Below are 22,474 nucleotides of genomic sequence, written 5' to 3'. Positions count from 1 at the left end.
TCTTATATCATAACTTATTTTTTATGAAAGCGGTACACAAAAATAATAATTTTTTTAAGAAACAAATTAATTGAAATAATAAACAGCAGAACATATAATATAGTCAAAGAAGGTCAAAAGAGGTGATGATTAATGCACAATATGTCGGATATCATTGAGCAATACTTAAAGCAGTTGCTTGAAGAAGCTCAAGGTGAGGTCGTCGAAATCAAACGTGCACATATTGCTGAGAAGTTTGATTGTGTACCTTCGCAATTAAATTATGTCATTAAAACACGGTTTACTAATGAACATGGTTACGCCATAGAAAGTAAAAGAGGTGGCGGTGGATATATTCGTATATCCAAAGTCGAGACAAATAGTCAGTCAGCGTTCATTAGACATTTAATAGATTTAGTTGGCGATGAAATCTCTCAAGCAAATGCATTTAGAATCGTTGATGGTTTGTACGAAAACAAATTAATAACAGATAGAGAAAAGAAAATGATTATACAAAGTATACACAGAGATACTTTACAAATAGAAATACCATTTAGAGATATTATTCGAGCAAATATATTGAAACGAATATTGGCAGTCATACATTATAATTAAAAAGGAGTGACAGTATGCTTTGTGAAATTTGTGGTAAAGAAGAAGCAACAATTCAATTAACATCTGCAGGAAAGAAGCATAAAACAGAGCAATGGATATGTAAAAGTTGTGCTTCAGAACATTTTTATTTTCAAGACGATCACGTAAATGATCAAAATTTAGACCAAGAATTTGTTGTGAATCAATTTTTACAATATCTTGTAGGTAAGCACGGTATAAACTTTAAAAAGGTTGAGCCTCAAGAAGAGAAGCGCTGTCCAACTTGTAGTATGACTTTAACTGATATAGCTAAAGTCGGAAAATTCGGTTGTCATGATTGCTATGAGACGTTTAAAGATGATGTTCCTCAAATCATCCGAAGAGTTCAAGCTGGTAGCGGTGAGCATACAGGTAAAATACCAGTTTCATCAAGAAGTAAAATACAACTTAAACAACAAATAGCTGAAAAAGAAAAAGTCTTACAAGGTTTGATAGAAGAACAAGCTTTTGAAGACGCAGCAGTTGTTAGAGATGAAATTAAAGCTTTGAAAGCAGAAGGCGAGGTCAAGTAGAATGGAAGAACATATAAATGAGCACATTAGTGATTGGATGAAAGAGAAGACAAATTCACCAATCATCATGAGCTCTCGTATTAGACTTGCTCGAAACCTTCAAGATGAAGTTCATCCGCTCAAATTTGAAGATGACAAAATAGGCAATAGGGTAATTGATAAAGTGAGCAAAGCTTTATCAGACTTAAAATTAGTTCGTTTATCAGATTTATCTGAACTTGAACAAAACAAATTGGTTTTTAAACATCTTATTAGTCCAGCATTAACGAAACAAGAATACGGTGCTGCTGTTCTATTAAACGAAGATGAATCGACAAGCGTGATGATAAATGAAGAAGATCATGTAAGAATCCAAGTGATGGGTAATAATCTTGTATTAAATGAACTATATGAAACAGCGTCTAAACTTGATGATGAGTTAGACAAGCATTTAACAATTTCATATGACGAACAACACGGTTTTCTAACAACTTGTCCTACGAACATCGGAACAGGTTTGAGAGCAAGTGTAATGTTGCATTTACCTGGATTGAGTATAATGAAGCGAATGAAAAGAATTGGCCAAGCGATTAATCGATTTGGTTATACAATTCGTGGTATATATGGTGAAGGTACAGGTGCTTTAGGCCATGTATATCAAATTTCTAATCAATTAACTTTAGGTAAAACCGAACAAGAAATAATAGAAGATTTGACGCAAATTGTAGAACAAATCATACACGAAGAAGAACAAATTAGAAATAGACTTAATCGCTTTAATCATATGGAAACAAAAGATAGAGTACATCGAGCAAAAGGTATACTCCAATCAGCACAATTAATGTCGGTTGAAGAAGCGTCACTTCGCTTAAGTGAAATGAAACTTGGTATTGATTTAGGTCATATCGAGAGGGAAAACTTTAATTTTGATCATTTAATGGTTACAATACAGACACCATTCTTTGAAAATGAAGAAGAAGACGTTTCAGTAAACGAAAAACGGGCAACATTTTTAAGAGAAAACATATAAATAAATAGGAGGTTAGTTTATGCTATTTGGTAGATTAACAGAACGTGCACAACGTGTTTTAGCACATGCACAAGAAGAAGCAATGAGATTAAACCATTCAAATATAGGCACAGAGCATTTACTTTTAGGTTTAATGAAAGAGCCTGAAGGTATCGCAGCAAAAGTATTAGATGCTTTTGGTATTACTGAAGAAAAAGTAACAAAAGAAGTAGAAAATTTAATTGGCCAAGGACAAGAGCAAGTTGGCGCAATTCATTATACACCTAGAGCTAAAAAAGTGATCGAACTATCTATGGATGAAGCAAGAAAATTAAATCACACATTCGTAGGTACAGAGCACTTATTATTAGGTCTTATTAGAGAAAATGAAGGCGTTGCAGCTCGTGTATTTGCTAATTTAGATTTAAATATTACAAAAGCAAGAGCACAAGTAGTGAAATCACTAGGTAGTCCTGAACAAGGCTCTAAAAACGCTCAAGCTACTAAAAATCAAGCAACACCAACATTAGATGGTTTAGCTAGAGATTTAACTGTAATTGCAGAAGACGGTACATTAGATCCAGTAATTGGCCGTTCAGATGAAATTACAAGAGTAATAGAAGTATTAAGTAGAAGAACTAAAAACAACCCTGTACTAATCGGTGAACCTGGTGTAGGTAAAACTGCGATTGTAGAAGGTTTAGCGCAAGCAATCATACAGAACGAAGTACCAGAAACATTAAAAGGTAAACGTGTCATGTCATTAGATATGGGTACAGTTGTTGCCGGAACAAAATATCGTGGTGAATTCGAAGAAAGACTGAAAAAAGTAATGGAAGAAATTCACCAAGCGGGCAACGTTGTGCTATTTATCGATGAGTTACACACGTTAATTGGCGCTGGAGGAGCAGAAGGCGCTATAGACGCTTCTAATATACTAAAACCTGCTCTAGCACGCGGTGAACTACAATGTATTGGTGCGACAACTTTAGATGAATATCGTAAATATATTGAAAAAGATGCAGCATTAGAAAGACGTTTCCAACCAGTTACTGTTGACGAACCTACTAATGAAGATTCAATTGCAATCTTGAAAGGTTTAAGAGATCGTTATGAAGCACATCACCGCATCAATATTTCAGATGAAGCAATTGAAGCGTCAGTAACTATGAGTGACCGTTATATCTCAGACCGTTTCTTACCAGACAAAGCAATTGATTTAATTGATGAAGCAAGTTCAAAAGTAAGACTTAGAAATTATACAACACCACCAAGTCTAAAAGAACTTGAAGCGGAATTAGAAACAGTTAAAAAAGAAAAAGATGCAGCTGTACACTCTCAAGAATTTGAAAATGCAGCTAATTTAAGAGATAAACAAACAAAACTTGAAAAACAATTAGAAGAGACTAAAAATGAATGGAAAAAAGTCCAAGGCGAGAAAAACACTTGCGTAACAGCTGAAGATATTGCAGTTGTAGTAGCAAATTGGACAGGTGTTCCAATTACGAAATTAAATGAAACTGAATCAGAAAGATTACTAAACCTAGAATCTATTCTTCATAATCGTGTAATTGGTCAAAATGATGCAGTACAATCTATCTCTAAAGCAGTTAGACGTGCGAGAGCTGGATTGAAAGATCCGAAAAGACCAATTGGTAGCTTTATCTTCTTAGGACCTACTGGTGTAGGTAAAACGGAACTTGCACGTACATTAGCGGATGCAATGTTTGGTGAAGAAGACGCAATGATTAGAGTAGATATGAGTGAGTTTATGGAAAAACACTCTGTCAGTCGTTTAGTTGGTTCTCCTCCAGGCTATGTTGGTCATGATGATGGTGGACAATTAACTGAAAATGTAAGACGTAAACCATATTCAGTTATATTATTCGATGAAATTGAAAAAGCTCACCCAGATGTATTTAATATCTTGTTACAAGTATTAGATGATGGTCACTTAACAGATTCTAAAGGACGTAAAGTGGATTTCAGAAATACAGTTATCATAATGACATCAAACGTAGGTGCACAAGAACTTCAAAATGCTAAATTCGTTGGCTTTGGCGCTGCTAAAGATAGTGGTCCAGACTATGAAACGATTAGAAAAACAATGATGGACGAATTAAAACAACAATTTAGACCAGAGTTCTTAAACCGTGTAGATGACATCATTGTATTCCACAAACTAGAAAAACCACATCTTAAAGAAATTGTTTCTAAGATGGCTAGCGATTTAACTAAACGTTTATCAGAACAAGGTATTCATATTAGCTTAACTGACTCAGCTCAAGAGAAAATAGCAGACGAAGGATTTGACCCTGAATATGGTGCTAGACCATTAACACGTTCAATCCAAAAAAATGTTGAAGATAATCTAAGTGAATTAATCTTGTCTGGTCAAGATTTAGTTGGTAAAGACGTTGTAGTAGATTATCGCGATGACGAATTTAAATTTGATTTATCAGATCATAAAGAAGATGAATCAGAAGAAGAAACTTCAAAAGTATAAAATAGAAAATTTTAACTTAAATAATATAATGAGTCCGCAAACCATATATAATAAAGGTTTGCGGACTTTTATTGTTAGAAAAAAGTATATAAATTTGTTTTTCAAGTCTGCCAAGTTTAAAATATAACTATTCAATTAACACGGAGGTATCATGAATGGCGAAAAAGAAAGTAATATTTGAATGTTTAGCCTGTGGGTACCAATCGCCAAAATGGATGGGCAAATGTCCTAATTGTGGCGCATGGAATCAAATGGAAGAAACAATAGAACATAAAGAAACAAAAGGGCCTAAAAATACATTTAAATCAGATGTACCAGCACAAAAAATAGAAAAATTAAAAGACATTAAAGATGAAGACACACCTAGAATTTTAACGAAAATTAATGAATTTAACCGCGTATTAGGCGGCGGAGTAGTAGAAGGGTCGCTTGTATTAATAGGTGGAGATCCGGGTATCGGTAAATCGACACTATTATTACAAATTTGTGCCGCTCTATCACAACAGAAAAACGTACTTTACGTCTCTGGTGAGGAATCGGTAAGACAAACTAAATTAAGAGCAGAAAGACTCGTTGAAGATTCAGGCGAACTAAATGTATACGCTGAAACAAACTTAGAAATTATTCATAGTATGGTTCAAAAAGAAAAGCCAGATGTATTAGTAATAGATTCAATACAAACTATATACCATCCAGAAGTTACGTCGGCTCCTGGTTCAGTATCTCAAGTGAGAGAATGTACACAGAATTTAATGCATATTGCTAAGCAAATGAATATAGCAACATTCATCGTTGGACATGTTACGAAAGATGGACAAATTGCAGGTCCTAGATTGCTAGAACACATGGTGGATACCGTATTATATTTTGAAGGGGACACACATCACGCTTATCGAATATTAAGAGCAGTTAAAAACCGTTTTGGTTCAACAAATGAAATGGGTATATTTGAAATGAAACAAACTGGCTTAAACGAAGTGAAAAATCCTTCGGAAATGTTCCTAGAAGAAAGAACAAAACATGTGGCTGGCTCGACTATTGTTGCAACTATGGAAGGAACAAGACCGATATTAGTTGAAGTACAGGCATTAGTAACGCCAACAACTTTCCATAATCCAAGAAGGATGGCTACTGGTATAGACCATAATAGATTGAGCTTGTTGATGGCAGTACTTGAAAAGAAAGAAAATTTCTTACTACAGCAACAAGATGCATATATTAAAATCGCTGGTGGTGTTAAATTAAGTGAGCCAGCAGTTGACTTAAGTATTATAATAGCAATAGCATCTAGTTTTCAGGATAAACCAACAAAAGGAGACGATTGTTTTGTTGGTGAAGTCGGCTTAACTGGAGAAGTAAGAAGGGTTGCTAGAATTGACCAACGTGTTCAGGAAGCGGCTAAACTAGGTTTTAAACGCATCATCGTACCGAAAAATAATTTAAAAGGTTTAGAGTTCCCAGAAGGCACACAAGTTATTGGTGTTTCTACAACAAGAGAAGCATTGAAAATTGCCTTTAATGCATAGAAACCATTAGGAGGTTGACGTATGAAAATTTTAAAAGCCCTCATCATTCTATGTTATTTAGTTATAGGATCCTCGGTCGGTATTCTAGTTATTCCTGAGTTGATTAACGCTTTTAGTATACAACCTAAAGAGGTACTTACTAACCCATATATTGATGGTCTAATCGGGGCAGTCGTTATATTTCTGCTGTTTGGTTTTTTAATCGATAAAATTGTGTATATGGCTGATCAAGGTGAAAAATATTTGTTAAAGAGAAGTATTTTAGAAATATTTTTCGCAACTATTGGTGTTATGATTGGTCTAATGATTGCTGTAATGGTTTCGTTTATATTGGAAATGATTGGCGCTCCCGTATTGAAACATATATTACCTATTATTATTGCTGCTTTTTTATGTTATTTAGGCTTTCAAATTGGGTTACAAAAGCGTGAAGAAATTCTTAGGTTGTTCCCAGAGAATATTTCGAACTCATTAACAAGACAAACTACTGCGAGAAACGCTAAATTGTTAGACACTAGTGCCATTATTGATGGACGTATACTTGATGTCGTGAAATGCCAATTTTTAGACGGTGAAATATTAGTCCCTCAAGGCGTAATTGAAGAACTACAAGTTATTGCTGATTCAAAAGATAGTTTAAAAAGAGATAAAGGACAACGTGGTTTAGATATGTTAAATTCATTGAAGGATACTGATTTTCCTATTTCTATCATTGAACCTAATTCTACCCATAAAGATGTAGATGCACTATTGATTGTTTTAGCTAAAAAATATAACGCAAGTATTATTACGACAGATTATAATTTAAATAAAGTGTGTTCTGTACAAGGTATTAAAGTTTTAAATGTTAATGATTTGTCTGAAGCAATTAAACCAATTGTGCATCAAGGCGATCAGTTCGAATTACTTATTACTAAAATAGGAAAAGAAGATGGCCAAGGTGTTGGATATTTAGATGACGGTACAATGGTTGTTATTGAAAAAGGTAGAGAATATATCGGCAAAACAATAGTTGTAGAAGTAATGAGTCTATTACAAACGTCATCTGGAAGAATTATTTTTGCGAAGAAGGTGTCTTAGCGTGGGTTTTACAGTTATAATACCAGCTGCTGGTCAAGGGAAGAGAATGGGTAAGGATATTAATAAATTATTTTTAAAAATCAAAGGTGAAACGATTATAAGAAGAACAGTTTCAGTTTTTGAAAATATGAAGTCATGTGAACAAATCTTTATTGCTGCCCACCCTGAAGAGGTCAATATAATGGAAAAACATTTAAAAGACTTTCAAAAAGTGGCTGGTATTATACCAGGAGGTAAAGAACGACAGCATAGTATTTATGAAGTGTTAAAAGTATTAGTAAATACTGAAGTTGTTATTGTACATGATGGAGCTAGACCTTTTGTAACAGAAGAAAAAGTAGAACAACTATACGAAGATACTTTAGAGCATGGTGCTGTTATTTTAGCGGTTCAAGCTAAAGATACAATCAAAAAAGTGATAAATGGTATTGTAGAAGAAACTTATCAACGCGAAACGGTATGGCAAGTCCAAACACCTCAATCTTTTAAAAGAGAAATCATCTTAAAAGCATATCAATTAGCGGATTCGGAATCTTTTGTAGGTACAGATGACGCATCTTTAGTTGAAAGAGCTGGTTTTAAAGTCCACGTCCTCAGTGGAGATTACGATAATATTAAAATAACAACAACTGAAGACTTAGTGATAGCAGAATCAATAATAGAAAGACGAGGTATTCATGATGTTTAGAATAGGTTATGGATATGATGTACATGAATTCGATGAAAATAGACCGCTTATTATCGGTGGAATTGAAATAGAACATACTAAAGGGCTCAAAGGACATAGCGATGCAGATGTATTGTTACACGCTATTACAGATGCTATTTTAGGTGCTGCAAGTTTAGGTGACATTGGTAAGTTGTTTCCAGATACCGATCAAACATTTAAAGATGCAGACTCGAAAATATTATTAAAAGAGGCTTATCAACAAGTTTTAAAAAAGGGATACCAACTAGGAAATGTGGATGCTACAATAATTGCTGAGAAACCTAAATTTAGACCACATATTGATAACATGAGAGATAAGATTGCTACAATTTTCGAAGTATCAATAGAAGATGTTAATGTGAAAGCGACAACAAATGAAAAATTAGGATTTCTAGGAAGAGAAGAGGGCATACAAGCACAAGCTGTGGTATTATTAACAAATAAAGATTAAAAACAGGAGTGAGACGATGAGTAACAAAGTAAGAGTAAGATATGCGCCAAGTCCAACTGGTTACTTACACATCGGTAACGCAAGAACCGCATTATTTAATTATTTATTCGCTAAACATTATGATGGGGACTTTGTTATACGTATTGAAGATACAGATATAGCCAGAAACTTAGAGGACGGAGAGTCTTCACAATTTTCAAACCTTGAATGGTTAGGTTTAAATTGGGACGAATCTGTCAATAAAGACGGAGGATACGGCCCTTATCGTCAATCAGAACGTGGCCATATCTATAAACCACTTATTGATAAATTACTAGCTGAAGATAAAGCTTATAAATGTTACATGACACAGGAAGAATTAGAAGCAGAACGTGAAGAACAAATAGCTAGAGGTGAAATGCCACGTTATGGTGGTAAACACGCACACTTAACTCTAGAAGAACAGAAAGCTTTCGAAGCGGAAGGTAGACAAGCTAGTATTCGTTTTAGAGTACCTCAAAATAAAACATATACATTTAATGATATCGTTAAAGGTGAAGTATCATTTGATTCAAACGGTATAGGTGACTGGGTTATCGTTAAGAAAGACGGTATTCCAACATATAACTTTGCTGTTGCTATTGATGATCATTATATGGAAATTTCTCACGTAATCCGCGGGGACGACCACATTTCAAACACACCTAAACAACTTATGATTTTTGAGGCATTTGGATTTGAAACGCCAAAATTTGCTCATATGACATTGATTGTTAACGAAGAACGTAAAAAATTAAGTAAACGTGATGGACAAATTTTACAATTTATCGAACAATATAAAGATTTAGGTTACTTACCTGAAGCCTTATTCAATTTCATTGGATTGTTAGGTTGGTCTCCAGAAGGCGAAGAAGAAATTTTCTCTAAAGAAGAATTCATTAAAATCTTCGATGAAAAACGACTATCTAAATCTCCAGCATTCTTTGATAAGAAAAAATTAGAGTGGATCAATAACCAATACATGAAGGAAAAAGATTCTGAAACTGTATTTGAAATGACAATCCCTCACATGGTAAAAGCAGGATTATTACCAGAAAGTCCATCAGAAGCAGAATTGTCTTGGGCTAGAGACTTGGTTGCTTTATATCAAGAGCAAATGAGCTACGCAGGTGAAATTGTACCGCTATCTGAGTTGTTCTTCAGAGAACATTTAGATTTCTCTGATGAAGCTAAAGAAGTCTTAAACGGTGAACAAGTTCCTACTGTCATGACTGAGCTTATTAAACAATTTGAAAGTTTAGAGCCTTTTGATGAACCAGCTGAAATTAAGAAATCAATTAAAGCAGTTCAAAAAGAAACAGGTGTTAAAGGTAAACAGTTATTCATGCCTATTCGTGTAGCGGTAACTGGACAAACACATGGACCTGAATTACCTAATACAATAGCATTATTAGGTAGAGATAAAGTGTTAAGTAGATTAAAACGTATTATTTGATTTTTTGTAAATAAAAAACTATGATATTAAATACTTAAAGGCCAAGTAATTTAATAAATGTGAAATAAGAGAGCACATGGTTGGTGAAAATGTGCCACATTTATAAATGAATGCACCTTTATTGAATGAAAATTTATATATTTAAATGAGTGAGCATAGATATATGCTAAACAAGAGTGGAACCGTGCAAAAGGCACCTCTAGCAAAAATTGTTAGAGGTGCCTTTTTGATATCTGAGGGGGGGAAAGAGATGTTTAAAAGAGTCAAAGATGATATTCAAATGGTGTTTGATCAGGACCCTGCTGCAAGATCTTCATTTGAAATTGTTATGACTTACTCAGGGCTACATGCAATATGGAGTTATTTGATTGCTAATTGGTTTTTTAAGAAAAAAATGTATTTTATAGCTCGATCAATTTCACAAATTTCACGATTTTTTACTGGAGTGGAAATTCATCCTGGTGCTACGATAGGAAAGAGATTATTTATAGACCATGGAATGGGTATTGTGATTGGTGAAACATGTCGAATTGGTAACAATGTGACAATTTATCAAGGCGTTACCCTCGGAGGTACAGGTAAAGAGCGCGGAAAAAGACACCCAGATATAGGTGATAATGTATTGATTGCTGCTGGTGCTAAAGTACTGGGCAATATAGAAGTTGGCAGCAACGTAAACATTGGTGCCAATTCAGTTGTGTTAAAAGATGTTCCTGATTACTCAACAGTAGTAGGTATCCCAGGCAGGATTGTTAAGCAAGATGGTATGAAAGTTGGTAAAAACTTCAATCATACTAACTTACCAGATCCAATTTATGAACAATTAAAAGAATTAGAACGTCAACTTGAAAAGACGAAGAATGGAGAGATTGTTGATGATTACGTTATATAATACGCTAACAAGACAAAAGGAAGAATTTATACCAATTGAAGAGGGCAAAGTTAAGATGTATGTATGTGGCCCTACTGTTTATAATTATATTCATATTGGAAATGCAAGGTCGACAGTAGCCTTTGACGTTGTTAGACGCTATTTAGAATATAAAGGTTATGAAGTAGATTATGTATCTAACTTTACTGATGTTGATGATAAATTAATTAGAACAGCTAATGAATTGGGTCAAACAGTTCCAGAAATAGCAGATCGTTTTATTCAAGCATTTTACGAAGATACTGGGGCATTAAATTGTAAGAGAGGTACTTCAAATCCAAGAGTTATGGACCATATGGATGACATTATCGAGTTTATAAAAGTATTAGTCGATAAAGGTTATGCTTATGAAAGTGGTGGAGATGTTTATTATCGTACACGTCGTTTTGAAGGGTATGGCAAGTTGAGCCACCAATCTATTGATGACTTGAAAGTTGGAGCTAGAATTGAAACAGGTGAACAAAAAGAAGATGAACTAGATTTCACACTTTGGAAAAAAGCTAAATCTGGTGAAATTAAGTGGGACAGCCCATGGGGACCAGGACGCCCTGGTTGGCATATAGAATGTTCTGTCATGGCTCATGTACATTTAGGTGATACAATTGATATACACGCAGGAGGAACAGACCTTCAGTTCCCTCACCACGAAAACGAAATTGCACAATCTGAAGCACATAGTGATACAACATTTGCTAACTACTGGATGCATAACGGATTTGTAAATATTAATAATGAAAAAATGAGTAAGTCTCTTGGTAACTTTATTTTAGTGCATGATATTATTAAGGAAATTGATCCAGATGTTTTACGATTCTTTATGGTTGGTGCACATTATAGAAGTCCAGTTAACTATGATTTAGATTTAGTACAGGCAGCTAAAAAAGGTTTAGAAAGAATCAGAAACAGTTACAAATCTTTAGTGGATAGAGAAGAACATGCTTTGCTTAAAGAAGACGAAACGAATCAATATATCGAAGGTATCGACCAAGCGTTGAAAGATTTTGAAATGTATATGGACGATGACTTTAATACAGCTAACGCAATGACTGCTTGGTATGATTTAAACAAACTTGCAAACAAGTATTTATTAGAGAATGCGACATCAGTTAGAACGATTGAATACTTTAAAGAAGTTTACCAAATCTTTAGTGATGTTTTAGGTGTACCTTTATATGGTAAAGAACATGCTGAATTATTAGATGAAGAAATCGAACAACTAATTGAAGAACGAAACGAAGCTAGAAAATCTAAAAACTTCCAACGTGCTGATGAAATTCGAGATATGCTAAAAGAACAAAATATTATCCTTGAAGATACGCCTCAAGGTGTGAGGTTTAAACGTGGATAAGCAATCAATAAAAATGTTAAACCCCTTGTCATTAGCATATATGGGAGATTCTATACTAGATACTTATGTAAGAAAGTATATTATCCTGAAAATTAAAGGGAAGCCTAACCGTCTACATCAACTATCTAAACAATATGTATCCGCAAAAGGGCAAGCGTATGTTTTAAACGTTTTGCTAGAAGAAGATTTTTTCGATGAGGAAGAGTTAGCTATTATTAAACGTGGGCGTAATGCAAAAAGTTATACAAAAGCAAAGAATACGGATATACAAACATATCGTAAAAGTTCTGCGATAGAAGCGGTTATCGGTTATTTATATTTAAATGATGAGACAGAGCGTTTAGAATTGTTAATTAATAAAATGATAGAAATTACAGAAGAAAGGGTGAATACAAATGGATGATTCAATAATTGTCGGGAGACATGCTGTGAAAGAAGCGATTACTTCTGGCCATACAATTAACAAAGTGTTAATCCAAGAAGGTATCAATAAAAAACAAATTAACGATATTTTAAAGATTGCAAAATCAGAGAAAATCGTTGTTCAAACAGTACCGAAATCAAAAATAGACTACCTTACAGACGTCCCACACCAAGGTATAGCTGCACAAATAGCACCTTATCCTTATAAAGAATTAGAAGACTTTATATCTGAAACAAAAGATATTGAACATCAACCCTGTCTGTTAATGTTGGATGGATTAGAAGATCCTCATAATTTAGGTTCAATTATGAGAACTGCTGATGCAATAGGTATCGATGGAATTATTATTCCTAAAAGAAGGTCCGTTCAATTAAATGCTACTGTAGCTAAGGCTTCAACAGGTGCTATTGAGCATGTACCTGTTATTCGTGTTACGAATCTACCGAGTACAATGGAGCGTTTACAAGAAGTTGGTTATTGGATAGCTGGTACTGATGCTAAACATGCAACGGATTATCGACAAATGGATGTTAATATGCCATTAGTTATTGTGATAGGTAGTGAGGGAGAAGGTATGAGTAGGTTAGTTAAAGATAAGTGTGACTTCTATATTAAATTGCCTATGGTTGGGCATGTTAATAGCCTTAATGCGTCCGTTGCAGCCAGTCTTCTTATGTATGAAGTATATAGAAAAAGGCACCCGATAGGACAAGAATAATGAAAGATATCTATTTGATTATTGATGGTTATAATTTGATAGGACAATCAAAAGAATTATCCGAGACTGCGAAAGTCTCATTAGAAGAAGCAAGGGACAAATTGTTAATCACACTTATTAACTATAATACACAACATGACGGAGAGATGATTGTTGTCTTTGACGCTTATGGTGTTGAAGGAACAGAAACAATAGAAATAAAACACGGTGTCAAAATAGTATATACAAAAGGGAAAGAAACGGCAGATAGTTATATTGAAAGATTAACTTATGATTTGTATAGAAAGCATATTACACATATTACAGTTGTAACGAGTGATATGAGTGAGCAACACGCTATTTTTGGGACAGGTGCTTATCGGATATCATCGAGAGAGATGTGGTCAACAATAGCGAGGCAAGAATCTGTGGTAACGAAACATTTATCAGATATAGAAACAAAGACACCTAGAAATAGATTACATTTGCCTGATGAAGTACTACAACAATTCGAAAAATGGCGTAGAAACAATAAGTAATATTAAAAAATGCAGTTTGATTTAATAATAATTGAATCTGTAAAATGTGTTCAATACTTATGAACAAGGAATGAACAACATGCATGATACAATTAAAGAGAATCAAACTTTAAACTGGATTCAAACAATTCAAAGAGGCCAAGTCGATTGCTTTAATCAATTATTGGAAGTTTATGATCAAGATATAATGAAACGAATTAAAATGCTTAATATATCTAAAGAAGATTGTGAAGATATCGCACAGATAGTGAGATATAAATTGTATAAACAAGTGCTAACTTATGATATAGAGCAACCACAACCTTTTTCTCATTGTGTTAACGACATTATTAAAAATGCTAAAATAGATTTTATACGTAAAGCCACAAGTGAAAAGGAACAGTTTCATACAAAAATGCTCACAATTGATAGATCAAATAAATACGAAGTAGATTATTTAATTGATAAAGTTGTAGATAATAAACATCACTCATTTGAAGATATGATAATATTTAATCATTTTTGTTCGTCATTTATAAAAGAAATAGGGTTAAATGCTTTTGAATCTCGGATTGTAAACTGTACGATGCAAGGGAAAAGTAAAAAAGAAATATCGAAAGAGCTTAATGTACCTATCAAACACATATACAATGCACAATACCGGCTAAAAAATAGATTAAATAAGCAAGAAATCGTTTCTGTGTTGTTTGACAACTAGGTGTTTTGTTTTGTATATTAATCTAGGATTAGAATGAATAAGGTGAGAATATGAGAAAAGTCCCTTTAAATTGCGAAAAATGCGGAGCGAGAAATTATACAGTCCCTAAGAAAGAAACAGATAAACGATTAGAGCTAAAAAAGTTTTGTAAAACTTGTAATACGCATACATTGCATAAAGAATCCATATAAAGGAGGAAAATCAATGGCTAAAAAAGAAAACTTCTTTCAAGGCGTAAAATCAGAAATGCAAAAAACAAGTTGGCCGACTGGCAAAGAACTTGTTAAATATACAACAGTAGTAGTATGTACTGTAATCTTCTTCTTAATCTTTTTCTACGCATTAGATTTAGGAATTACAGAGTTAATTAATTTGATTAAATAGTAAGGAGTGGCAAAATGTCAGAAGATATAGGCGCTAAACGTTGGTACGCAGTGCACACTTATTCAGGTTACGAAAATAAAGTGAAAACAAACCTTGAGAAACGTGTCGAAACAATGAACATGGAAGAACAGATCTTTAGAGTTGTAATCCCTGAAGAAGAAGAAACATCAATTAAAGATGGTAAAGCTAAGACACAACTTAAGAAAACATTCCCTGGTTATGTATTAGTAGAATTAATTATGACCGACGAATCTTGGTATATTGTCAGAAATACGCCAGGTGTAACTGGCTTTGTTGGGTCAGCTGGCGCAGGTTCTAAGCCAAATCCTTTATTACCAGATGAAGCTAAATTCATTTTGAAACAGATGGGTATGTCTGAAAAAACCGTCGACGTAGAAGTAGAATTAGGAGAACAAGTTCGCGTTACAAGTGGACCATTTACGAACCAAATTGGTGAAATAAAAGAGATAGATGTTGAAAAGTATAAATTAACAGTACTTGTTGACATGTTCGGCAGAGAAACACCTGTTGAAGTAGAATTTGACCAAATTGAAAAGTTGTAAAAAAACACTTGAAAATTAATTATTTCAATGTTATTATTTAAAGGTCGCGCTCGGACTATGCGCAACCATTTCATTAGGAAATGAAGAGTGGGAGGGTAAAATATCATTACCCCATGACCACATCACGATATCAAGGAGGTGCACATCGTGGCTAAAAAAGTAATCAAAGTAGTTAAATTGCAAATACCTGCAGGTAAAGCAAACCCAGCACCACCAGTTGGTCCTGCATTAGGTCAAGCCGGTGTGAATATTATGGGATTCTGTAAAGAATTCAACGCTCGTACACAAGAGCAAGCAGGTTTAATCATTCCAGTTGAAATTACAGTATTTGAAGATCGTTCATTTACTTTCATCACTAAGACACCACCTGCAGCAGTATTACTTAAAAAAGCAGCTAAAGTAGAAAAAGGTTCTGGTGAACCTAACAAATCTAAAGTTGCTACAGTAACTCAAGACCAAGTACGTGAAATTGCTAACACTAAAATGCCTGACTTAAACGCAGCATCTGAAGAAGCAGCAATCCGTATCGTTGAAGGTACTGCACGCAGCATGGGAATTGTCGTAGAATAATTGAGATTTTAAAGTTTAAGCAGGCGGCTAATTCGCTGTCTGCTATTGCATTGTCTAATAGACGATGCACGTGGGAGGTAACATTCCGCTAAAACCACTAAAGGAGGAAAACAAAATGGCTAAAAAAGGTAAAAAGTATCAAGAAGCAATTGCTAAAGTTGATCGTTCTTCATTATACTCAGTAGAAGAAGCTATGAAATTAGCAAAAGAAACAAGCACTGTAAACTTTGATGCTTCTGTAGAAGTTGCATTTCGTTTAGGCATTGATACTCGTAAAAACGACCAACAAATCCGTGGAGCAGTAGTATTACCACACGGAACTGGTAAAACACAACGAGTATTAGTATTCGCTAAAGGCGATAAAATCAAAGAAGCAGAAGAAGCTGGAGCAGACTATGTAGGTGAAGAATACATCAGCAAAATCAACGATGGTTGGTTTGAATTTGATGTTATTGTTGCAACACCTGACATGATGGGTGAAGTTGGTAAACTTGGTCGCGTATTAGGACCTAAAGGTTTAATGCCAAACCCTAAAACTGGTACAGTTACAATGGATATCAAAAAAGCAGTCGAAGAAATTAAAGCAGGTAAAGTAGAATACCGTGCTGAAAAATCTGGTATTGTTCATGCTTCTATTGGTAAAGTATCATTCGATGAGCAGAAGTTAGTTGATAACTTCAAAACTATCCAAGATACATTAACAAAAGCTAAACCATCATCTTCTAAAGGTACTTATTTCAAGTCTGTTGCTGTAACAACAACAATGGGCCCTGGTATCAAAGTAGATACTTCAAACTTTAAATTATAATAATAAAAATATATTGACTTCACATCTGAAACGCGTTATAGTTTTGAATGTGTAATATTTAACCTAAGACAGTAGGAGTTCGTTTTTGGAACTTAAAAGGCTATCCTACCGAGGCTTAAATTGACTTGAACGTATAAATTTCAAGCACTTTTTGCCGTGGGTAAAAAGTGCTTTTTTGTTGAGATACCTCATCATAAAAGCACGATATAAATACTATGGAGGTGTAGAGATGTCTAATTCAAAAATCGTTGAAATCAAACAACAAAAAGTTGATGCTATTGCTGAACAATTAAAAAACTCAGTTTCAACAATTATTGTAGATTACCGTGGTTTATCAGTTGCGCAAGTTACAGAGTTACGTCAACAATTACGTGAAGCTGGTCTTGAATATAAAGTATACAAAAATACTTTAGTTCGTCGTGCTGCTGAAGCTGCTGGAATCGAAGGTTTAGAAGAATTCTTAACTGGTCCTAACGCAATTGCTTTCTCAAATGAAGAAGTTGTTGCACCAGCAAAAATTCTTGCTGACTTCGCTAAACAAAACGAAGCATTAGAAATCAAAGCAGGTGTTATTGAAGGAAGCGTAGTAAGTGCAGAACAAGTTAACACTATCGGTTCATTACCATCAAAAGACGGTCTTGTATCTATGTTACTATCTGTATTACAAGCTCCAGTTCGTAACTTTGCTTACGCAGTTAAAGCTGTTGGAGAACAAAAAGAAGAAAGTGCTGAATAATATCAGTACAAAATAAAAATTAATTATTGGAGGAAATATATCATGTCTAATGAAAAAATTATCGAATCAATTAAAGAAATGTCAGTATTAGAATTAAACGACTTAGTTAAAGCTATTGAAGAAGAATTTGGTGTAACAGCAGCAGCTCCTGTAGCAGCAGCTGGCGCAGCTGGTGGAGAAGCAGAAGCTGAACAAACTGAATTCAACGTTGAATTAACTGCAGCTGGAGATTCAAAAATTAAAGTTGTTAAAGCAGTTAAAGAAGTAACTGGTTTAGGCTTAAAAGAAGCTAAAGAAATCGTAGATAACGCTCCTAAAGTTGTTAAAGAAGGATTATCTAAAGAAGACGCTGAAGCTCTAAAAGAAAAATTAGAAGAACTTGGCGCATCTGTAGAATTAAAATAATTTCTGTATTAAATCAAAAACCCGTTATTATCATGATAACGGGTTTTTCTTTACTCATTAAATGTATTAAAGAGGTGGCATAATGAGTCATTATTATGATAATGATCCAAATGTGAAATCGGAAAGAAAACCTTTCGATTATCGCTATCGTGACATCAAACTCTCTCTTCAGACAGATCATGGCGTTTTTTCAAAAGGAAAAATTGATTTTGGATCTGATTTATTGATTACTACATTTTTAAATTTAAATCCCCCAGGACCTAAAAAGAAAATATTAGACGTAGGCTGTGGATACGGACCTATTGGATTAACTTGTGCTAAAGTGCTACCACATAGTGAAGTAACGATGGTGGATGTAAATGAAAGGGCATTAGAATTGGCGAAAGATAATCGAAACTCAAATCAAATTAATAATGCCGAAATACAACAAAGCGATTGTATAGATGGTGTTATAGATTTACAATTTGATTTCGTACTAACTAATCCGCCGATTAGAGCTGGTAAAAATGTTGTACATCGAATATTTGAACAAAGTGATCAAGTTTTAACACACGGAGGAGAACTTTGGGTAGTCATTCAAAAGAAACAAGGTATGCCTTCTGCAAAAGAAAAAATGCAAAATATTTTTGGCAATGCAGAAATTATAGAAAAAAGCAAGGGTTATTACATTTTAAAAAGTGTAAAAGCTTGATTTTGCTATTTTGTTCTGATATAGTAATAGAATGTTAAAAAATTATATTCAATAAGTGTGTACTTTTGCGTCGCCCTTAATTGAATGTTAGAAATAAGTCGTACGAAATAGAAAATGGAATCATTGACTTTCCGTTTTCTTTTTGTCTTATTATCTTTGTTTTGTAAGACGCAAAGTTATATTCACAATATTTGAGGGGTGAATCTGTTGACAGGTCAACTTATCCAGTATGGAAGACATCGTGTTCGTAGAAGTTATGCGAGAATTTCCGAATCTTTAGAATTACCTAATTTAATCGAGATTCAAACGAAATCATATGAATGGTTTCTTAAAGAAGGTTTACTTGAAATGTTTCGCGACATTTCGCCAATCGACGATTTTACAGGTAACTTATCTTTAGAATTCGTAGATTATCGTTTAGGTGAATCAAAGTATGATTTAGAAGAATCTAAAAACCGTGATGCGACTTATTCCGCGCCATTACGCGTTAAAGTTCGTTTAATTAATAAAGAAACAGGCGAAGTGAAAGATCAAGAAGTATTTATGGGTGATTTCCCATTAATGACTGACACTGGTACTTTCGTTATTAATGGTGCAGAACGTGTAATTGTATCACAACTTGTACGTTCACCATCCGTATACTTCAACGAAAAAGTTGATAAAAACGGTAAAATTAGTTATGGAACAACTGTGATTCCTAACCGTGGTGCATGGTTAGAATATGAAACAGACGCTAAAGACGTTCCTTACGTAAGAATTGATAGAACGCGTAAGTTGCCAATTACAGTATTAGTCCGCGCTTTAGGATTCTCAACGGACCAAGAAATTTTAGATTTACTTGGAGACAATGAATATCTTAGAAACGCTTTAGATAAGGATAATACTGAAACTACTGATCAAGCATTGCTTGAGATTTATGAGCGTTTGCGTCCGGGAGAACCACCAACAGTAGAAAACGCGAAGAGTTTAATTTACTCACGCTTCTTCGACCCAAAACGTTATGATTTAGCGAGTGTCGGTCGTTATAAAATGAACAAAAAGTTACATCTTAAACATCGTTTGTTCAATCAAACATTAGCTGAACCTATTGTTGATGTTGAAACAGGTGAAATTGCAGCAGAAGAAGGAACGGTTTTAGACCGTCGTAATTTAGATAAAATTATCGATGTATTAGAATCTAATGCTAACATTCAAGTTTATGAATTAAATAGTAGCGTATTAGATGAACCAGTTGAAATTCAATCTGTTAAGATTTATATCCCTGGTGATGAAGAAAACCGTACGACAACAGTGATTGGTAATGCATTTCCTGATGAAGCAGTTAAATGTATTACGCCAGCAGATATCGTTTCATCATTATCATATTTCTTCAACTTATTACATGGTGTAGGTTATACAGATGACATTGACCATTTAGGTAACCGTCGTCTACGTTCAGTAGGTGAATTGCTACAAAACCAATTTAGAATTGGTTTATCACGTATGGAACGTGTTGTACGTGAACGTATGTCAATTCAAGATACTGATTCAATCACACCACAACAACTTATAAATATACGTCCAGTTATTGCTTCAATTAAAGAATTCTTTGGTAGTTCACAATTGTCTCAATTCATGGACCAAGCTAACCCATTAGCTGAGTTAACGCATAAACGTCGTCTATCAGCGCTTGGACCCGGCGGTTTAACTCGTGAACGTGCTGGTATGGAAGTACGTGACGTTCACTATTCTCACTATGGTCGTATGTGTCCGATTGAGACACCAGAGGGACCAAACATTGGTTTAATCAACTCACTTTCAAGTTATGCTAGAGTTAACGAGTTTGGCTTTATTGAAACACCATATCGTAAAGTTAATATCGAAACTAACCAAGTAACAGACAGAATTGATTATCTAACTGCTGATGAAGAAGATAGTTATGTTGTTGCACAAGCAAACTCAGTATTAGATGAAACTGGTAGATTCGTCGACGATGAAGTTCTTTGTCGTTTCCGTGGTGACAACACTACTAAACCTAAAGAACGTATGGATTACATGGATGTATCTCCTAAACAAGTTGTTTCTGCAGCAACAGCATGTATTCCTTTCCTTGAAAACGATGACTCTAACCGTGCACTTATGGGTGCGAACATGCAACGTCAAGCAGTACCTTTAATGAACCCTGAAGCACCATTTGTTGGAACGGGTATGGAACATGTTACAGCACGTGACTCAGGAGCAGCTATTGTTGCTAAACATAAAGGTAGAGTTGAACATGTTGAATCGAAAGAAATTCTTGTTAGAAGAATTGTAGAAGAAAATGGTAAAGAAATCGAAACGGAATTAGACCGTTATCCTTTATCTAAATTTAAACGTAGTAACTCTGGAACATGTTATAACCAACGTCCAATCGTTGCATATGGTGACATTGTTTCTAAAGGTGAAATTTTAGCTGATGGACCTTCAATGGAACTTGGTGAAATGGCACTAGGTAGAAACTTAGTAGTTGGATTTATGACTTGGGATGGTTATAACTACGAGGATGCTGTTATCATGAGTGAACGTCTTGTTAAAGATGACGTATATACTTCTATTCATGTTGAAGAATATGAATCAGAGGCTCGTGACACTAAATTAGGACCTGAAGAAATCACACGTGATATTCCAAACGTTTCTGATAATGCACTTAAAAACTTAGACGATCGCGGTATTGTTTATGTTGGTGCTGAAGTTAAAGATGGTGACATTTTAGTAGGTAAAGTAACGCCTAAAGGTGTGACTGAACTAACAGCTGAAGAAAGATTATTACATGCGATATTTGGTGAGAAAGCACGCGAAGTACGTGATACATCATTACGCGTACCTCATGGTGCTGGCGGTATCGTATTAGACGTTAAAGTCTTTAATAGAGAAGAAGGCGATGATTCATTATCTCCAGGTGTTAACCAATTAGTTCGTGTTTATATCGTTCAAAAACGTAAAATACACGAAGGGGATAAAATGTGTGGTCGTCATGGTAACAAAGGTGTAATTTCACGTATTTTACCTGAAGAAGATATGCCTTACTTACCAGATGGAACACCAATTGACCTTATGTTAAACCCATTAGGTGTACCTTCTCGTATGAATATCGGACAAGTTTTAGAACTTCATCTAGGTATGGCAGCTAAGAATCTAGGTATTCATGTTGCTTCACCAGTATTTGATGGTGCTAACGATGATGATGTTTGGTCAACTATTGAAGAAGCAGGTATGGCTCGTGACGGTAAAACTGTCTTATACGATGGTCGTACTGGTGAACCATTTGATAACCGTGTATCTGTAGGTGTTATGTACATGCTTAAACTTGCACACATGGTCGATGATAAATTACACGCACGTTCTACTGGTCCATACTCACTTGTAACGCAACAACCATTGGGTGGTAAAGCTCAATTCGGTGGACAACGTTTCGGTGAAATGGAGGTATGGGCACTTGAAGCATATGGTGCTGCGTACACATTACAAGAGATTTTAACTTATAAATCTGATGATACTGTAGGTCGTGTAAAAACTTATGAAGCTATCGTAAAAGGCGACAATATCCCTAAACCGGGTGTCCCTGAATCATTCCGCGTATTAATGAAAGAATTACAGAGTTTAGGACTTGATGTTAAAGTCATGGACGAACATGATAATGAAATCGAAATGCGCGATTTAGAGGATGAAGATATGATGGACAAAAAAGTTGATTTAGGTGTTTCACAAGATGCAGCAGTAGAAGGACAACAAGTAACTGAGTAAAAGTTAATCAAGCGCATTTGGTAATACATTTGCGCTTTCA

24 protein-coding genes and 1 other annotated feature are annotated in these 22,474 nt (G+C 34.6%); all 24 genes read left to right on the top strand.

Annotation, left to right across the window (positions count from 1 at the left end):
* Positions 1–132 precede the first annotated feature (132 nt).
* The 24 genes from LQ682_RS07195 to rpoB all read left to right on the top strand — a co-directional run bounded on the left by LQ682_RS07195 (position 133) and on the right by rpoB (position 22,434).
* The gene (locus tag LQ682_RS07195; protein ID WP_016999399.1) at positions 133–594 is read left to right on the top strand and encodes a CtsR family transcriptional regulator; all 462 of its coding nucleotides are present in this window, start codon (positions 133–135) and stop codon (positions 592–594) included.
* 14 nt (positions 595–608) lie between these two features.
* A complete protein-coding gene (locus LQ682_RS07190; RefSeq protein WP_016999400.1) occupies positions 609–1,145 on the top strand; it encodes a UvrB/UvrC motif-containing protein in 537 nt (178 codons plus the stop codon).
* Position 1,146: 1 nt separating this feature from the next.
* Positions 1,147–2,154 carry a protein arginine kinase gene (locus LQ682_RS07185; RefSeq protein ID WP_016999401.1) on the top strand — a complete coding sequence of 336 codons (1,008 nt, stop codon included), beginning with the start codon at positions 1,147–1,149 and terminating at the stop codon, positions 2,152–2,154.
* 19 nt (positions 2,155–2,173) lie between these two features.
* Positions 2,174–4,639, top strand: coding sequence for an ATP-dependent Clp protease ATP-binding subunit (locus LQ682_RS07180; RefSeq protein WP_016999402.1), 2,466 nt, complete (start codon positions 2,174–2,176; stop codon positions 4,637–4,639).
* Positions 4,640–4,794: 155 nt separating this feature from the next.
* On the top strand, positions 4,795–6,165 hold the full coding sequence (radA, locus tag LQ682_RS07175) for a DNA repair protein RadA (protein WP_016999403.1): 1,371 nt from the start codon (positions 4,795–4,797) through the stop codon (positions 6,163–6,165).
* Between the two features lie 21 nt (positions 6,166–6,186).
* Entirely contained in the window at positions 6,187–7,245 is a 1,059-nt protein-coding gene (locus LQ682_RS07170) for a PIN/TRAM domain-containing protein (protein WP_103268657.1), read from the top strand.
* A gap of 1 nt (position 7,246) precedes the next feature.
* On the top strand, positions 7,247–7,933 hold the full coding sequence (ispD, locus tag LQ682_RS07165) for a 2-C-methyl-D-erythritol 4-phosphate cytidylyltransferase (RefSeq protein ID WP_103268658.1): 687 nt from the start codon (positions 7,247–7,249) through the stop codon (positions 7,931–7,933).
* On the top strand, positions 7,926–8,405 hold the full coding sequence (gene ispF / locus LQ682_RS07160) for a 2-C-methyl-D-erythritol 2,4-cyclodiphosphate synthase (RefSeq protein ID WP_016999406.1): 480 nt from the start codon (positions 7,926–7,928) through the stop codon (positions 8,403–8,405). Before ispD ends, ispF begins: the two co-directional genes overlap by 8 nt.
* A gap of 16 nt (positions 8,406–8,421) precedes the next feature.
* Positions 8,422–9,879, top strand: a complete 1,458-nt coding sequence (gene gltX, locus LQ682_RS07155) for a glutamate--tRNA ligase (protein WP_147640581.1) — start codon at positions 8,422–8,424, stop codon at positions 9,877–9,879.
* A 250-nt stretch (positions 9,880–10,129) separates the two neighbouring features.
* Positions 10,130–10,771, top strand: coding sequence for a serine O-acetyltransferase (cysE, locus tag LQ682_RS07150; protein ID WP_103268660.1), 642 nt, complete (start codon positions 10,130–10,132; stop codon positions 10,769–10,771).
* Positions 10,755–12,158 carry a cysteine--tRNA ligase gene (cysS, locus tag LQ682_RS07145; RefSeq protein ID WP_103268661.1) on the top strand — a complete coding sequence of 468 codons (1,404 nt, stop codon included), beginning with the start codon at positions 10,755–10,757 and terminating at the stop codon, positions 12,156–12,158. Before cysE ends, cysS begins: the two co-directional genes overlap by 17 nt.
* 13 nt (positions 12,159–12,171) lie before the next feature.
* Positions 12,172–12,561 carry a Mini-ribonuclease 3 gene (locus LQ682_RS07140; RefSeq protein ID WP_037539268.1) on the top strand — a complete coding sequence of 130 codons (390 nt, stop codon included), beginning with the start codon at positions 12,172–12,174 and terminating at the stop codon, positions 12,559–12,561.
* Positions 12,554–13,300, top strand: coding sequence for a 23S rRNA (guanosine(2251)-2'-O)-methyltransferase RlmB (rlmB, locus tag LQ682_RS07135; protein ID WP_016999411.1), 747 nt, complete (start codon positions 12,554–12,556; stop codon positions 13,298–13,300). Before LQ682_RS07140 ends, rlmB begins: the two co-directional genes overlap by 8 nt.
* The gene (locus LQ682_RS07130) at positions 13,300–13,818 is read left to right on the top strand and encodes an NYN domain-containing protein (RefSeq protein ID WP_016999412.1); all 519 of its coding nucleotides are present in this window, start codon (positions 13,300–13,302) and stop codon (positions 13,816–13,818) included. Before rlmB ends, LQ682_RS07130 begins: the two co-directional genes overlap by 1 nt.
* 79 nt (positions 13,819–13,897) lie before the next feature.
* A complete protein-coding gene (locus tag LQ682_RS07125) occupies positions 13,898–14,515 on the top strand; it encodes a sigma-70 family RNA polymerase sigma factor (protein WP_147640582.1) in 618 nt (205 codons plus the stop codon).
* Positions 14,516–14,565: 50 nt separating this feature from the next.
* The gene (gene rpmG / locus LQ682_RS07120) at positions 14,566–14,706 is read left to right on the top strand and encodes a 50S ribosomal protein L33 (RefSeq protein ID WP_081501334.1); all 141 of its coding nucleotides are present in this window, start codon (positions 14,566–14,568) and stop codon (positions 14,704–14,706) included.
* Positions 14,707–14,719: 13 nt separating this feature from the next.
* Positions 14,720–14,899, top strand: coding sequence for a preprotein translocase subunit SecE (gene secE / locus LQ682_RS07115; protein WP_016999414.1), 180 nt, complete (start codon positions 14,720–14,722; stop codon positions 14,897–14,899).
* A 14-nt stretch (positions 14,900–14,913) separates the two neighbouring features.
* Positions 14,914–15,462: a transcription termination/antitermination protein NusG gene (gene nusG, locus LQ682_RS07110; RefSeq protein ID WP_016999415.1), complete on the top strand. Its 549-nt coding sequence runs from the start codon at positions 14,914–14,916 to the stop codon at positions 15,460–15,462.
* Between the two features lie 147 nt (positions 15,463–15,609).
* The gene (rplK, locus tag LQ682_RS07105; RefSeq protein WP_016999416.1) at positions 15,610–16,032 is read left to right on the top strand and encodes a 50S ribosomal protein L11; all 423 of its coding nucleotides are present in this window, start codon (positions 15,610–15,612) and stop codon (positions 16,030–16,032) included.
* A gap of 115 nt (positions 16,033–16,147) precedes the next feature.
* Positions 16,148–16,840 carry a 50S ribosomal protein L1 gene (gene rplA, locus LQ682_RS07100; protein WP_016999417.1) on the top strand — a complete coding sequence of 231 codons (693 nt, stop codon included), beginning with the start codon at positions 16,148–16,150 and terminating at the stop codon, positions 16,838–16,840.
* A 44-nt stretch (positions 16,841–16,884) separates the two neighbouring features.
* Positions 16,885–17,026: a sequence feature (ribosomal protein L10 leader region), on the top strand.
* Between the two features lie 43 nt (positions 17,027–17,069).
* Positions 17,070–17,576 (top strand): 50S ribosomal protein L10, encoded by a 507-nt coding sequence (gene rplJ / locus LQ682_RS07095; protein ID WP_016999418.1) that lies wholly within the window; start codon positions 17,070–17,072, stop codon positions 17,574–17,576.
* Between the two features lie 42 nt (positions 17,577–17,618).
* Complete coding sequence (gene rplL / locus LQ682_RS07090) at positions 17,619–17,981, top strand: 50S ribosomal protein L7/L12 (RefSeq protein ID WP_016999419.1); 363 nt, start codon at positions 17,619–17,621, stop codon at positions 17,979–17,981.
* A gap of 82 nt (positions 17,982–18,063) precedes the next feature.
* Positions 18,064–18,672, top strand: coding sequence for a class I SAM-dependent methyltransferase (locus tag LQ682_RS07085; protein ID WP_147640583.1), 609 nt, complete (start codon positions 18,064–18,066; stop codon positions 18,670–18,672).
* 207 nt (positions 18,673–18,879) lie between these two features.
* On the top strand, positions 18,880–22,434 hold the full coding sequence (gene rpoB, locus LQ682_RS07080; RefSeq protein ID WP_103268663.1) for a DNA-directed RNA polymerase subunit beta: 3,555 nt from the start codon (positions 18,880–18,882) through the stop codon (positions 22,432–22,434).
* Positions 22,435–22,474 lie beyond the last annotated feature (40 nt).

Origin of the sequence: Mammaliicoccus sp. A-M4, assembly GCF_022386955.1 — a bacterium.
Lineage (GTDB): Bacteria > Bacillota > Bacilli > Staphylococcales > Staphylococcaceae > Mammaliicoccus > Mammaliicoccus lentus.
Note: the sequence above shows the minus strand (reverse complement) of the source record. Positions and strands in the feature narration are given on the sequence as shown.

Bases quoted from the DNA above. Each gene is read 5' to 3' on its own strand.
- ispF (WP_016999406.1), top strand. From the start codon at position 7,926: ATGTTTAGAATAGGTTATGGATATGATGTACATGAATTCGATGAAAAT.
- rplJ (WP_016999418.1), top strand. From the start codon at position 17,070: ATGTCTAATTCAAAAATCGTTGAAATCAAACAACAAAAAGTTGATGCT.
- cysE (WP_103268660.1), top strand. From the start codon at position 10,130: ATGTTTAAAAGAGTCAAAGATGATATTCAAATGGTGTTTGATCAGGAC.
- LQ682_RS07085 (WP_147640583.1), top strand. From the start codon at position 18,064: ATGAGTCATTATTATGATAATGATCCAAATGTGAAATCGGAAAGAAAA.
- LQ682_RS07140 (WP_037539268.1), top strand. From the start codon at position 12,172: ATGTTAAACCCCTTGTCATTAGCATATATGGGAGATTCTATACTAGAT.
- rlmB (WP_016999411.1), top strand. From the start codon at position 12,554: ATGGATGATTCAATAATTGTCGGGAGACATGCTGTGAAAGAAGCGATT.
- secE (WP_016999414.1), top strand. From the start codon at position 14,720: ATGGCTAAAAAAGAAAACTTCTTTCAAGGCGTAAAATCAGAAATGCAA.
- LQ682_RS07190 (WP_016999400.1), top strand. From the start codon at position 609: ATGCTTTGTGAAATTTGTGGTAAAGAAGAAGCAACAATTCAATTAACA.
- nusG (WP_016999415.1), top strand. From the start codon at position 14,914: ATGTCAGAAGATATAGGCGCTAAACGTTGGTACGCAGTGCACACTTAT.
- radA (WP_016999403.1), top strand. From the start codon at position 4,795: ATGGCGAAAAAGAAAGTAATATTTGAATGTTTAGCCTGTGGGTACCAA.
- rpmG (WP_081501334.1), top strand. From the start codon at position 14,566: ATGAGAAAAGTCCCTTTAAATTGCGAAAAATGCGGAGCGAGAAATTAT.
- LQ682_RS07130 (WP_016999412.1), top strand. From the start codon at position 13,300: ATGAAAGATATCTATTTGATTATTGATGGTTATAATTTGATAGGACAA.
- LQ682_RS07180 (WP_016999402.1), top strand. From the start codon at position 2,174: ATGCTATTTGGTAGATTAACAGAACGTGCACAACGTGTTTTAGCACAT.
- cysS (WP_103268661.1), top strand. From the start codon at position 10,755: ATGATTACGTTATATAATACGCTAACAAGACAAAAGGAAGAATTTATA.
- gltX (WP_147640581.1), top strand. From the start codon at position 8,422: ATGAGTAACAAAGTAAGAGTAAGATATGCGCCAAGTCCAACTGGTTAC.
- rplL (WP_016999419.1), top strand. From the start codon at position 17,619: ATGTCTAATGAAAAAATTATCGAATCAATTAAAGAAATGTCAGTATTA.
- LQ682_RS07185 (WP_016999401.1), top strand. From the start codon at position 1,147: ATGGAAGAACATATAAATGAGCACATTAGTGATTGGATGAAAGAGAAG.
- LQ682_RS07195 (WP_016999399.1), top strand. From the start codon at position 133: ATGCACAATATGTCGGATATCATTGAGCAATACTTAAAGCAGTTGCTT.
- rplA (WP_016999417.1), top strand. From the start codon at position 16,148: ATGGCTAAAAAAGGTAAAAAGTATCAAGAAGCAATTGCTAAAGTTGAT.
- LQ682_RS07125 (WP_147640582.1), top strand. From the start codon at position 13,898: ATGCATGATACAATTAAAGAGAATCAAACTTTAAACTGGATTCAAACA.
- LQ682_RS07170 (WP_103268657.1), top strand. From the start codon at position 6,187: ATGAAAATTTTAAAAGCCCTCATCATTCTATGTTATTTAGTTATAGGA.